This window comes from Pseudomonas protegens (genome assembly GCF_003363755.1).
Taxonomy (GTDB): Bacteria; Pseudomonadota; Gammaproteobacteria; order Pseudomonadales; family Pseudomonadaceae; genus Aquipseudomonas; species Aquipseudomonas danubii.
This window is the reverse complement of the sequence record NZ_CP031396.1, coordinates 6114470-6126720: the sequence shown is the minus strand read 5'-3', so window position 1 is coordinate 6126720 and position 12251 is coordinate 6114470. Positions and strand designations below refer to the sequence as shown.

11 protein-coding genes are annotated in these 12251 nt (G+C 63.2%); 4 read left to right on the top strand and 7 right to left on the bottom strand.

The features are described from left to right. Positions 1-693 carry an arsenical resistance protein ArsH gene (gene arsH / locus DWF74_RS27785; RefSeq protein WP_102864577.1) on the top strand — a complete coding sequence of 231 codons (693 nt, stop codon included), beginning with the start codon at positions 1-3 and terminating at the stop codon, positions 691-693. A 62-nt stretch (positions 694-755) separates the two neighbouring features. On the opposite strand, the gene DWF74_RS27780 is transcribed toward arsH, so the two are convergent. Then, on the bottom strand, positions 756-1448 hold the full coding sequence (locus tag DWF74_RS27780; RefSeq protein WP_277989245.1) for a tRNA (adenine(22)-N(1))-methyltransferase: 693 nt from the start codon (positions 1446-1448) through the stop codon (positions 756-758). Positions 1449-1728: 280 nt separating this feature from the next. On the opposite strand from DWF74_RS27780, the gene DWF74_RS27775 reads away from it, so the two are divergent. Beyond that, positions 1729-1959: a hypothetical protein gene (locus DWF74_RS27775; RefSeq protein ID WP_162884045.1), complete on the top strand. Its 231-nt coding sequence runs from the start codon at positions 1729-1731 to the stop codon at positions 1957-1959. Positions 1960-2104: 145 nt separating this feature from the next. Here DWF74_RS27775 and DWF74_RS27770 read toward each other — a convergent pair whose 3' ends face one another. The 6 genes from DWF74_RS27770 to DWF74_RS27745 form a co-directional block, all read right to left on the bottom strand. Further along, positions 2105-2266 carry a DUF2986 domain-containing protein gene (locus DWF74_RS27770; protein WP_115582149.1) on the bottom strand — a complete coding sequence of 54 codons (162 nt, stop codon included), beginning with the start codon at positions 2264-2266 and terminating at the stop codon, positions 2105-2107. Between the two features lie 165 nt (positions 2267-2431). Next, entirely contained in the window at positions 2432-2896 is a 465-nt protein-coding gene (locus DWF74_RS27765; RefSeq protein WP_102864229.1) for a DUF3429 domain-containing protein, read from the bottom strand. Between the two features lie 103 nt (positions 2897-2999). Beyond that, positions 3000-5834 (bottom strand): TonB-dependent receptor, encoded by a 2835-nt coding sequence (locus tag DWF74_RS27760; protein ID WP_115582148.1) that lies wholly within the window; start codon positions 5832-5834, stop codon positions 3000-3002. A 99-nt stretch (positions 5835-5933) separates the two neighbouring features. Next, positions 5934-6899, bottom strand: coding sequence for a FecR domain-containing protein (locus DWF74_RS27755; protein ID WP_102864227.1), 966 nt, complete (start codon positions 6897-6899; stop codon positions 5934-5936). Then, positions 6896-7402 (bottom strand): sigma-70 family RNA polymerase sigma factor, encoded by a 507-nt coding sequence (locus DWF74_RS27750; RefSeq protein WP_110595868.1) that lies wholly within the window; start codon positions 7400-7402, stop codon positions 6896-6898. The genes DWF74_RS27755 and DWF74_RS27750 overlap by 4 nt, the downstream gene beginning before the upstream one ends. Positions 7403-7613: 211 nt before the next feature. Next, the gene (locus DWF74_RS27745) at positions 7614-8054 is read right to left on the bottom strand and encodes an Lrp/AsnC family transcriptional regulator (RefSeq protein WP_102864225.1); all 441 of its coding nucleotides are present in this window, start codon (positions 8052-8054) and stop codon (positions 7614-7616) included. A gap of 139 nt (positions 8055-8193) precedes the next feature. On the opposite strand from DWF74_RS27745, the gene DWF74_RS27740 reads away from it, so the two are divergent. Both DWF74_RS27740 and DWF74_RS27735 read left to right on the top strand, forming a co-directional pair. Beyond that, positions 8194-11241 (top strand): aminotransferase class III-fold pyridoxal phosphate-dependent enzyme, encoded by a 3048-nt coding sequence (locus tag DWF74_RS27740; protein WP_115582147.1) that lies wholly within the window; start codon positions 8194-8196, stop codon positions 11239-11241. A 191-nt stretch (positions 11242-11432) separates the two neighbouring features. Beyond that, complete coding sequence (locus DWF74_RS27735; RefSeq protein ID WP_102864223.1) at positions 11433-12221, top strand: ABC transporter substrate-binding protein; 789 nt, start codon at positions 11433-11435, stop codon at positions 12219-12221. Positions 12222-12251: the final 30 nt, after the last annotated feature.

The following is a 12251-nucleotide window of genomic DNA, read 5'->3' as shown; positions in this document are numbered from 1 at the left end:
CTGTCAGAACACCTGCCCAACCTCGACCTCTCCCTGCTCGATGGCAAGCACGCCAGGCCCGAGCACAAACCGCGCATCCTGCTGCTGTACGGCTCGACCCGGGAGCGCTCGTTCAGCCGCCTGCTGGTCGAAGAAGCCGCGCGCCTGCTGCAGCACTTGGGTGCCGAAACCCGGATCTTCGATCCGTCCGGATTGCCCCTGCCCGACGACGCTCCCGTGGACCATCCCAAGGTTCAACAACTGCGGGACCTGGTGCAATGGTCCGAAGGTCAGGTCTGGTGCTCGCCGGAACGCCACGGCGCGATGTCGGCGGTGTTCAAGGCACAGATCGACTGGATTCCCCTGGAGCTCGGTGCCGTGCGCCCGACCCAGGGCAAGACCCTGGCGGTGATGCAAGTGTGCGGCGGCTCGCAGTCGTTCAACGTGGTCAATCAGCTGCGGGTGCTGGGCCGCTGGATGCGCATGTTCACCATCCCCAATCAATCCTCGGTGCCGAAGGCCTACCTGGAATTTGACGAGTCGGGGCGGATGAAACCCTCGGCCTACTACGACCGAGTCGTCGACGTGATGGAGGAGCTGGTGAAGTTCACCCTTGTACTACGGGACCAGCAAGCGTTCCTGGTGGATCGCTACTCGGAGCGCAAGGAAAGCGCCGAGCAACTCATGGCCCGGGTCAACCAGCGTTCGATCTGAGAGCTCGATCCCCGTGCCCTCTCGCTGGGGCCCGGACATTGCGGCCCACTTGAAGCGCCGGCTCAAGCCAGCAATTCGCTGATCCATTGCGTCTGGCGGACGACCTCTTGCACCTTGTCCTCGGGCACGGCCTGGGCTTGAGTGAAATTGGCCAGGGTGCGCTGCTTCAGCCGCAGCAGGCGCTGCCACTTGGCCAGGAACGCCGGGCTGCGGGCCTGCATCTGCAGCGGGCCAAAGTACAGCTCCCGGGCACTGTACTGCACCGGCCCGACGCGCTCGGCGACGATGATTTCGTAGTCGAAGCGGTTCTCTCGCAGCACTTCCTCGGCGAGGATCTGGTAGTCATGCTCCATCAGCCATTGGCGCAACGGCTGCTCGCCGCCGTTGGGCTGCAGGATCAGACGCTCCTCACCGCTCAAGCGCGCCTGGCCGCCGTCGAGGATGTCACGGATGGTCTCGCCGCCCATGCCACAGAGGCTGATCGCGGTGATCCCGTCTGTCGGTTCGATCGCGGCCAGACCGTTGGCCAGGCGCACGTCGATCTGCTGCTCCATGCCGCTCTCGCGCACCGCGCGCTGGGCCGAGCGAAACGGCGTCAACGCCACCTCCCCGGCCACCGCCGCAACGATGGCGCCGCGGCTGATCAAGGCCAACGGCAAGTAGCCGTGATCCGAGCCAATATCGGCCAGCCGCGCACCGGCAGGCACATGCGCCGCCACACGCGCCAGGCGCATGGACAATGTCTGTTGCTTCAACTGCTGCCCCTTTTCACCACGAACGTCCGCCAGCCAGGGCCGGATCGGGGGGCGATTCTGGCGGGCAATGCCGGGCATTTCAAATTTATGCGACCAAAACCTGGGATGTGGTGCACAGAGGGCCCGCTCCGTGACGGGGTCGAAAGCACCGTCCTGCATGGCGGGTTTCTGAGCAGAAGCAGACCTTCGTTGCTGGCAGCGTGCCCCCTGGTCAGTGATAGACTCCGCGCCCATATTTGCGGGCTAAAAAATGCTCTGTCCAGAATGCGAACAAGGCGAAGTGACCAAGGTTCAAGTGCGGGCAACGCAGGAGATTCTGTACGTTTGCCAAGAGTGCGAATCGCTGTGGCTCACTGCCGAGGTCATGGCTACCGAGCCGTTCAACTGTTTCACTTCCTACATGGAGGAGCTGGGTTTACCGCCGCTTTGGAGCTCGCTGTATGTCCTTGAGCCAGAAGAGATCACCGGCCGTCAGGCACGAAAATACCTGCGCTCGGTCGGCTCGATCTAGATCGATCGAAGGTACAGACCATGCTCTGCCCTCTGTAGAACTGACCCGGCCGCGCCTCTGCTGGCCAGAGGCGTGCTCCGCCCGAGAAAAGAGAGCGTCGCGCAAGTCGGCCAGATAACGGTCCATCGGGCTTCAAGCAAATGGATCAGCTCTGAGTGACAACCACAGCGTCGTCATTGGCCTCGGTGGCCAGCTTCGCCCGGTCAGCCTTGCTGATGTACTTGGACTTTTTTTGCGGAGCCAGTTTGGCGCTGGCCTTCTTGGCGTGAGCCTTCAATAGCTGCTGGATTTTCTTGCGACGATTCATGTGGGGCTACCCGGCTTTTTAAGTGCCGGAATGATATCAGCCGCCGCTCGCCGGGGCTGGTAACTCTTTGCCGATCCAGCGAATGATCCTTTGCGCCCTTGCTCAGCGATGCCTGTTGCTTCAACCACCGCCCCTTCGGTGGGAGGCGGCAGTTGAACGTCGCGCTTAACCCCCGATGGCCATCACGAGCACACCCAGCAGTAGGCAGGCGCTGGCCACGATGGTCAGTCGCAAACGCATCGGCAGGTACCAGGCCGGTAGGTGCATGACCTGCGAGAGCTGCCGGTCATGCCACCCGTGCGCGAAGAATCCGCCAATCAATAACAGCCCGCCCCATGACAGCGGCAGCAAGGTGGCGACCCAGCCCATCAGCGCAGGGACGATGCTCCAAATAAAGCGTGTGTGACGCTGCTGCGCGTTCATGCCGGGAGCGATCATGGCAAAGCCCCAATGCAGGGCTCCGACAAAACTCAGGATCACCGCCCCGTAACTGACCAGGGCCTGGCACCACAACAGCCGCTGTCCGTGCGCAACCACGGCCAGCAACGCCAGCCCGAGAAACGGCAGCAAACCGCCATAACCCAGCAGGGCAACAGGCTTGGGTGGCGATACAGAAGACAAAAGGTTCATCTGGATTCCTCTCAATCAGGGCACTGAAAACTGTAGCCGCAAAAGCGCCCTCTGAATGGCCATCGCGTTGACTCACCGCAACCGGCAGGCCACTGCCGGCCCCTCAGAACTTCGCCTGCATTCCCACCCGCAGCGTGCGCCCCGGCGCCGGCATGAAGCTCTGCGCCAGCGGGTCCAGGTAGTAGCGATCCGTGAGGTTTTGCAGCGATACGTTGAGGCTGGCGTGTTCCTGCAGCTTGTAGTTGAGGAACAGATCGACCAGCGCCACTTCGCGGTAGTTCAGCTGTGGCGTGGTGGCGCCGGTCTGCCAGGGCTTGTCGGCGGTGACGGTGGGCCCCGAGGTGTAGGTAATCCGCGTGCCGAGGGTCAGGCTCTGGTCGAAGAAGCGCAGGCCAGCGGTCAGGTTGCCGGCAAAGCGCGGCGGGTTCTGGGTGTTGGTGTAGGACCCCATGAAGCTGCCCGGGGTGCAGTCCGGGGTGTCGGCGGTTTTCCGGTAGGGGTTGCTGGTGGCGCGCAGGGTGGCGGCGAAGGCCGCGTCGCAGGTTTCGGTCTTCAGGTAGTAGGTGGACGACAGGTCGGCAAACACCCGCCCGGCATCGTAGTGGGTCTGCAGTTCCAGGCCGCGGGTGGTGTAGCTGTCGGTGTTGCTGAAGCGCATCAGGCCCCACAGGCCCGGGCTCGGGTCGTAGTAGCGGGTGATGTAGTTTTTGATGCTGTTGTTGAAGTAGGCGAGCTTGATCGCCGCCGCATCGTCATCCACCAACAGTCCCTTGTGCAAGGTGCTGGCGCCGATCTCCCAGTTGCTTGAACGCTCGGGCTTGAGGCCCTTGCCGGGGGTGGTCTGCTGCACGCCGTAGCCGGTTTCGAACAGCGAAGGCATGCGAAAGCCCTGGGTGTAGGAGGCATAGACGAAGGTGTCCGGCAGCACCTCGAGATTGATGCCGAACGCCGGGGCAAAGGCGCCGCCACTGTTGCTGTCCTTGCCGGAATAGTTGTAGCCGGTGACCACCCGATCCACTTGCGAATCCCCCACCTCGGTATCGGTGGCGCCGTACTGGTTATAGGGCGTGCCCTCGAACGGGTAGTTGGTGTTGTTGAAGACAATGCCGTTGTTCAAGCGTGGATCGGTGGCATCGGTGTACCGCCCGTTCTGGTCCGGGAACCACATCAGGTAGCCATAGTCGCCGGGCCTGGAGACGGTCACGTACCTGTGTTCGCGTTCCTCTCTGCGCGCCGTGGCATTGGCCACATGGTCCTTGCTGCGATAGTGGGTGTAACGACCGCCGCCCCACAGCGTCAGGCGCTCCACCGGCTGGTATTCCAGCTTGCCGTTGAAGCTGAACTCCTGCCGCGAGCCTTCGCGCAAGCTGCGGTTGGCGTTGATGTCGTCCTGGGTGGTGACCACGCCCTTCTGCGGACGCAGTTCTTCCAGCTGGAACGAGCCGCCCAGGTCCAGCTTCAAGTCGCCGTAGTCGGTGCTAAAACGCGAGGTATTGGCCAGACCGCCGCCCGTGCGGCGGTTGGCCTGGCGGGCCCAGGAACGGTCCGTGCGATAGGCCTGGGACGCCGGTGCCGACCAGGCGCTCAACTGGCTGGTTTGCGCATCGGTCAGCCACAGGTCGGCAGTCAGGTCCAGCAGCGGATTGTCCGCGGGCAGGTAGTTGTAGCGTGCGGTGTAGGTGTCGATCTGGGTGTGGCCCAGAGGGTACTGATAGATGCCACCGGTGCCGAAACGGAAGATGTCCGAGGGCATGATCTCGCCGATGCGCCCGTCATAGCGCCGGTAGCCGAGGTCGAAGCTGTGGCCGTCCGCTGGGCGCAGGGTGGTCTTGAGCAGCCACGATTGGGTCTTCGACGAGGAGTTCAGCACCTCTTCCCCGGCATTGTAGGTGGTGGCCACGCTGGTCTCTTCATCGCCGTAGCGGTCAAAGGTGCGGTAGCGATCCTGGCCCTTCTTGCCGGCGAAATAGTTGCCCTGGTTGCGCTGGGCGTAGGCCGCCACCACATCGAACAAGTCATGGCTGTAGGCAAACGCGGCACTGCCGGACTCCGCGTCCGAGCCGAACAGCCCGCCGCGGCTCTGGTGCGGCTCCGCGTACAGATCCTCGGTCTTCGAATGAGGGTCGCGACGGGCCGGCGCCACGCCATTGTTCCAGACATCGCCCTTGAGCCGCAGGCCGACATGCTGACCGTCCTTGAGGATGTCGCCGACGCCGAGGGTGCGCATCTTCACCGTGCCGCCAATGGCGCTGGAGGTCAGGCTCGGGCCCTTGTCGATGGCGATGTCGCTGATCATGTCCGGGTCGATGTAGCTGCGTTGCTGGGTGCCGGCATAACCGCGATAGACATCCAGCGCCTGTTGCGAACCGTCCACCGTCACCGCCACCCGGCTCTGGCCCTGGATGCCGCGAATGTTCACATCCAGGCCGCCGCCATTGCGGCTGTCGCCGACCTGCACCCCGGGCTGGCCCTTGAGCACGTCGCCCACCGACACCACGCCAAAGCGCTGCAGGTCGTCGGCGGAGATGTACACCGACGAACGCGGCGCCCGGTACACCTCCTCCTCGTCAGGGTTCTCGCCCTTGATCTTCTGCGTCGGCAGCGACACCGCATCAGAGCGCAGGCGCAAGGCATAGCCGCCGTCGGCCTGGCGCACGTAGCCCAGGCCGGTGCCCGCCAGCAGGCGATTGAGGCCCGCTTCGGCATTGAAATCACCTTGCAGGCCCTGGCTGGTCTTGCCCGCCGTAAGCAGTGCGCTGCCGGCCAGGCTGATCCCCGCCTCGGCGCCAAACCGCGACAGCACCTGGTCCAGGGGACCGGCGCCGATGCTGTAGTGACGTTCGCCGGCCGCCAGCGCCATCTCGCTGTAGAGCGGTTGCAGGCTGAGCAACAGCAGGCCGAAGGTATGGGTACGCAAGACACGAGCGGGGAAAATCATGCAAGGCTCCTAGGGATCGAAACCCACCTGTGCCGGTGGGTAATACCTGAAGGCCAAGCCAGATCGAAAAAACTATCGCGCAGGTGAAAAAAAAAACGTTCAGGCCGGCACCACCGTCACCCAATAACGGGTTCTGCGCTCGATGCGCACCGGCAGGGTATTGGCCACCAGGGCCAGGGCGGCATCGGTGTCGTCCAGCTGGAAACTGCCGGTCACCCGCAAAGCGGCAACCGCTTCGCTGCAACGTAAAAAGCCCGGACGATAGCGCGAAAGCTCTGCCAGCAATTGATCCAGGCGCATGCGCTCGGCGGGCAGGATGCCGCGCATCCAGGCCTGGGCCAGAAACACATCGATGGAAGTCGGCCGCCCGACTCCCCGGCCATCGACCCGGGTTTGCCAGCCAGCCTGCAAGGGCAGCGGGGTCGACGGCTGTCGGGCACTGACCTGTACCAACCCGCGCAGCACGGTCACCTGAGTGCCCTGGCGATCATGGCGCACCAGCAGATGGGCGCCCTGGCTGTACAACAGCGCATCCGGCGTTTGCAGTTGCAGGGAGGCCGATCCGGCCGGGGTATCCAGGGCCAGCTCGCCCTCGATCAACTGCACGCTGCGCGGCCCCGCACTCAAGTCCAGGTTCACCGCACTGGCGGTGTTCAGCCACAGCGAACCGCCGTCCGCCAGGGCCCAACGCCGCCGCTCACCGATGCCGGTGCGATAACCGGCCAAGGCTGAACGCACCAGGGTGGAATCCGCCCCCTGCCAGGACACGCCTCCCAGCAGTCCCAGCACCAACAGGCACTTGAGCACCTGGCGCCGCCGTTGCGGATCGGCGCCTGCCGCCTGCAAGGCCCGGCGCGCCGTGGCATCCGCCAGCAGATGGGCCCCCGGCTGCAACATCAGCGGCAAACCGCTGACCCGCTGCCAGGCGTACTCATGCTCGGCACTGGCCTCGCGCCACTGCTGCAAGGCCTGATGGTCCGCGGCGCTCATCAGCCCGGACTGCATCCGCACCAGCCAACCAATGGCGCTGTCCCGCACCCGGGGATCGACCGCGACGCCACTCATTCAAACAGACTCGCATAGCAGACGCTGAACGCCTTGCCCATGGCCCGCTGCACCTGGGCCACGGTCAGGCCCAACTGCGCGGCGATCTGCGGGTAGGTCAAGCCATCGAGCTGGGACAGAAAGAAAATCTGCCGCACCCGCGACGACAAGCCCACCAGCAGTGAATCCAGCTGCAACAGGGTCTCGATCATCAGATGCCGCTCCTCCGGCGAAGGCTCCTCCCCCACCGGCCGTGCCGCCAGCGCCTCCAGGTAAGCCCGCTCGATGGCCTGACGACGCCAGCGATTGATCAGCAAGCCATTGGCGATGGTGGCCAGAAACGCCATGGGCTGGCGCAGCTCACGCACATCTTCCTGGGACCGCAGCACGCGGATAAAGGTGTCGTGGGCCAAATCCTCGGCATCGGCGCTGTGCCCCAGGCGCCGATGCAACCAGCCACGCAGCCAGCCGTGATGGTTCGCATACAGCTGAGCGACAGGCGAAGAGAGGCTGTGGTTGTGCATGGGAGATTCGCATTAATGATAATGCTTCTCATTTTATGGTTTGCGAATGGGAGTTGTACAGCACGGCACATTGCGATTGCCGTAAAGAGCCTGGCCCGCCTTCACGGACAGGCCACCGGGATCAGGTGCCAAGCGTGGATTGCAGCTGCGTCTGAGCGGTGGACGGCATTTCCCGCAGGCACGCGCCATCAAGTCTTGCCGCCGCGGCGGATCAGGAGGTCTGTCGATCGATATCGCGGCGAAGGACCACGGCGGTGGTGATGTCCTCGACCGATTCGTGGCTGGCCACGGCATCCCGGACTCGGTTCAGGTCATCAATGGTGCGTGATTCGATCTCGATCACCAGGTCCAACTGGCCACTGACCGAAGAGATGCGGCGCACCTGCGAGTGCTGGGCCAGCATGTCCAGCAGGCTGATGGCCGGGGTGCGTTTCAGGCATACCAGAAACATGGCGCGAATCACGTTGGCGTCGATTTCGCCGATATCCGCCCGGTAGCCCCTGATCACACCATTGCGCTCAAGGTTGCTGACGCGCTCGCTGGTGGCGCTTCTGGACAAGCCGATTCTCGCGGCCAGGGCCTTCAGGGCGATCCGCGCCTCTTTAGAAAGAATGTCGAGTATTTCCCGATCTTTCACGTCCAGGTCGCGCATTGAAACTCCTCACATTGACTGCCGAGTTTGTGCCGGTCGATTCCGACAATATGCAGGCCAAAGCCGACCGCATACCTACTGCCCTCGAAGATTTCGCATGCCAAGCTAACTGAAAAAAATAACTTGGAAAACCATTACCATGACCGACCTTTCCCACCCCGCCCCGCAGTTCTCGCCACGCGATGCCGAACACTTGGCTGAGCAGCTTTTCAATGTCATCGCTACGGCTTCGCCTCTGGACGGCGAGCGAGACTGCAACTTCCGGTTGAACACAGCAAGCGATGCGGGATGGATTCTGAAAGTCGTCAACGCCAGCGAACCGCCCATTGAAAGCCAGCTGCAGACCGCCATCCTCAGCCATCTGGCCCATCACAGCCCCGAGCTTGGCGTACCGCAGTTGAAGAAAAGCCTGGCCGGCGATTTACTCGCCTCGGCCGTGGCCCCCTCTGGCGAAACCCACGCGGTGCGCCTGGTGAGCTGGTTGCACGGTACTCCGCTGGCCGAGGTCCCGCGCACCTTCGAACTCATGCGCAGCCTGGGTCAATCATTCGCCGACATGGACCGTGCGCTTCAGGGCTTCATGCATCCCGGCGCGGTCCGCGATCTGGACTGGGACCTACGGCACGCCGCCCGTTCCCGCGCCCGCCTGCACTTCATCAAGGACCCCGCCAGACGCGCCCTTCTGCAGCGCTTCATCGATGATTTCGAAACCCGGGTCGAACCCAAGCTTGCGCGCTTGCGCACCCAGGTCATTCACAACGACGGCAATGACTGGAACATCCTCGTCAACCCGCAAAACCACCAGCAGGTCTCGGGCATCATCGATTTTGGCGATGCGGTGCACACGGTGCTGATTGCCGAAGTCGCCATCACCTGCGCCTACGCCATTCTCGACATGCAAGACCCCATCGGCGCGGCCGCCGCCCTCACCGGCGGCTTCCATGAGCGCTACCCGCTGCAGCCGCAAGAGCTGGACGTGCTGTTCAATCTGATCGCCATGCGCCTGGTGATCAGCGTCACCTTGTCAGCCTCGCGCCACCAGCAGACCCAGGACAACCCCTACCTGGCCATCAGCGAAGCCCCGGCCTGGCGCCTGCTGGAAAAGATGGATCGCATGAACCCGCGCCTGGCGACGGCGATCCTGCGCAAAGCCTGCGGTTACGACGCGATAGAAGGTGCCGGGGCGATTCGCCGCTGGGTGGATGAACACCGCCAGTCCTTCGCGGACATCGTGCATCCTTCGGCGGCAACCCTGAACAAGGCCATTGTGCCGTTCGCCGATGCCGCCCATGAAATGACCATCGCTTCCGCCGCGCAGCGCCCGGCAGAGGCGACCCAGTGGTGGAACGATTTCTCAGCTGAACATCAGGTGCCGCTGGGCATCGGGCCCTGGGGCGAAGCCAGGACCATCTACACCGACAGCGCCTTTGAATCGCGCTTCATTGAAGGGCAGCGCCGGATCATGCACCTGGGTGTCGACTTGATCATGCCGGCCGGAACGCCGCTGTACACGCCACTTGCCGGTGTGGTGCAGAGCGTCGAGGTCGAGCCTGAGCCGCTGGGCTATGGCGGTTTGATCATGCTCAAGCACTCGCCTGAAGGCTGCCCGCCCTTCCTGACCCTGTGGGGGCACATGGCCCACGAAGCGCTGACCCGCCTCAAACCCGGGGACCACCTTGAAGCGGGCGCGCTGGTGGGCTACATGGGCGCGGACACGGAAAATGGCGGCTGGCTGCCCCATGTGCATTTCCAGATGTCCACCGACACCCAGTTGAAGGCGAGCGAGTTCATCGGCGTCGGTGAGCGCGCCTATCTTGAGGTGTGGGCCGACCTGTTCCCGGATGCTTCGACCCTGGCCGGAATTCCTGCGGAAACCTATAGCCAGGAAGGCAGGAGCAAAGCGCAGATCGTGGCCAAGCGTAAGCAACTGCTGCTGCCCAACTTGTCGATTTCCTACTCGGACCCGATCAAGTTCGTGCGCGGTGATGGGGTCTGGTTGATCGACAACTTTGGCCGGGCCTATCTGGACTGCTTCAACAACGTCTGCCACCTCGGCCACTGCCATCCCGATGTGGTGCAAGCCCTTTCGCGCCAGGCTTCACGGCTGAACACCAACACCCGCTACCTGCACGACAACATCGTCGAGTATGCCGAGCGACTCACGGCGACCCTGCCCAAGGGCCTGGCCGTCGCCTCCTTCGGCTGTTCCGGCAGTGAAGCCAACAGCCTGATGCTGCGCATGGCGCGCAATCACACCGGGCGCAACGACGCCATCGTGCTGGATTGGGCCTACCACGGCACCACCCAGGAGCTGATTGATCTGAGCCCCTACAAGTACAAGCGCAAGGCCGGCAAGGGCCGTGCAGAGCATGTATTCGAGGCGGCCGTACCGGACGTTTACCGCGCAGCAGATGACTGGCCATTCGAAGAGCTGGGCAAGCGCTTCGCGCAAAGTGTTGCCGAGCAGATCGACAGCATGCGCCGGCAGGGCCGAGCCCCGGCGTTCTTTTTGGCGGAGTCGATTCCCAGTGTCGCCGGGCAGCTGTTCTTTCCGGAAAACTACTTGCAGGAAGTCTATGCCATGGTTCGCGCCGAGGGCGGGCTGTGCCTGGCCGATGAAGTTCAGGTCGGCTTTGGCCGAGTGGGCAGCCACTGGTGGGCCTTTGAAACCCAGGGCGTGGTGCCCGATGCGGTGTCCATGGGCAAGCCCATTGGCAACGGCCATCCCATGTCGGCGGTGGTGACCACCCGCGAGATCGCCGATAGCTTCAACAACGGCATGGAGTACTTCAATACCTTCGCCGGCAGCCCGGTTTCATGTGCCGTGGGGCTCAGCGTTCTCGATGTGATCGAGCGCGACAACCTGAAACTCAACGCACTGAGGGTGGGCAATTACCTGCTCGACGGCTTTCGCACACTGCAGCAACGCTACGATGCCATTGGCGATGTACGCGGGTTGGGGCTGTTTCTCGGGATCGAGCTGGTCACCGATCGCCAGAGCAAGGCTCCGGCCACGCAACTGGCGAAAAAGGTTGCCGATGGCGCCCGGGAGCGTGGCGTTCTGATCGGCACCGAAGGCCCCCATGACAACGTGTTGAAAATGCGCCCGTCGATGATTTTCAGTCACAAGAATGCCGACTTCCTGCTCGAGGTGCTGGACGACAGCTTCAAGGCGGCCCTGCGCTAGAGCGCCCGGATCGGCGCACGAGTGACAGCCTGCGTGCCTGGCCGACATAGTGTCGGCCAACTCCGGCAATGTGTCCGGCTGGCGGACACCTTGCCGGGTGCTTTCCAGAACGGCCTATGCAAAGCTTTTCCCGAGGCCTGGGTGAAGAGCCCAAACAACAATAATTAATAATTCTTCAAAGGTGCCATCCAATGCTAACCAGAACGCTCAAGGGTCTGCTTGCTGCATCCACCGTCGCGGCCGCGGCACTCCTCTCCCCCGCGGCCGCTCAGGCTGATGACTTGCAATCGATCCAGGCATCCAAAGAGATTCGCATCGCCATGAGCGGGCAGTACTCGCCCTTCAGCTTTGCCAACGAGCAGAACCAGATCGTCGGCTTCGACGCCTCCATCAGCGAAGCCCTGGCCCAGCGGCTCGGGGTGAAAGTCAGCATTGTCACCACGCCCTTCGACGGGATCATTGCCGGGCTCCTGGCGAAAAAATATGACGCCATCATCGCCTCCATGACCATTACCCCGGAGCGCCAGAAGGCCGTGGACTTCGTCGGCCCCTACTACCACGCCGGCCGCACCATCGTGGTGAAAGAGGATTCGCCGATCCACAGCCTGGATGACCTTAAGGATGTGAAGGTGGGCGTCACCCTGGGCGATGCCCACGACAAATGGGCCAGGGCGCGGGGCAACCTGAAGGTGAAAACCTACAAAGGGCTTCCCGAGATGCTGGTCGACCTGGACGCCGGGCGCCTCGATGCGCTGGTGATGGACAGCGTTCCGGTGCTGGTGGCCGTCAAGGAAACCGGGCAGAAGGTGCGCATCATCACCCCACCCGACAGCGACGGTGGGGTTGAAGGCATGGGCATTGCCCTGCGCAAGAACAACCCTGAGCTCAAGGCCGCGATGCAGCAGGCGCTGAACGACATGCTGGCCGATGGCAGCTACGAAAAGATCTCGATGCAGTGGATTGGCAAGGACATTCGCTGACTCATCTGCAGCCTGGCTCGACCTGGGGTC

Bases quoted from the DNA above. Each gene is read 5' to 3' on its own strand.
- DWF74_RS27735 (WP_102864223.1), top strand. From the start codon at position 11,433: ATGCTAACCAGAACGCTCAAGGGTCTGCTTGCTGCATCCACCGTCGCG.
- DWF74_RS27770 (WP_115582149.1), bottom strand. From the start codon at position 2,266: ATGAATCGTCGCAAGAAAATCCAGCAGCTATTGAAGGCTCACGCCAAG.
- DWF74_RS27765 (WP_102864229.1), bottom strand. From the start codon at position 2,896: ATGAACCTTTTGTCTTCTGTATCGCCACCCAAGCCTGTTGCCCTGCTG.
- DWF74_RS27740 (WP_115582147.1), top strand. From the start codon at position 8,194: ATGACCGACCTTTCCCACCCCGCCCCGCAGTTCTCGCCACGCGATGCC.
- DWF74_RS27745 (WP_102864225.1), bottom strand. From the start codon at position 8,054: ATGCGCGACCTGGACGTGAAAGATCGGGAAATACTCGACATTCTTTCT.
- DWF74_RS27755 (WP_102864227.1), bottom strand. From the start codon at position 6,899: ATGAGTGGCGTCGCGGTCGATCCCCGGGTGCGGGACAGCGCCATTGGT.
- DWF74_RS27760 (WP_115582148.1), bottom strand. From the start codon at position 5,834: ATGATTTTCCCCGCTCGTGTCTTGCGTACCCATACCTTCGGCCTGCTG.
- DWF74_RS27750 (WP_110595868.1), bottom strand. From the start codon at position 7,402: ATGCACAACCACAGCCTCTCTTCGCCTGTCGCTCAGCTGTATGCGAAC.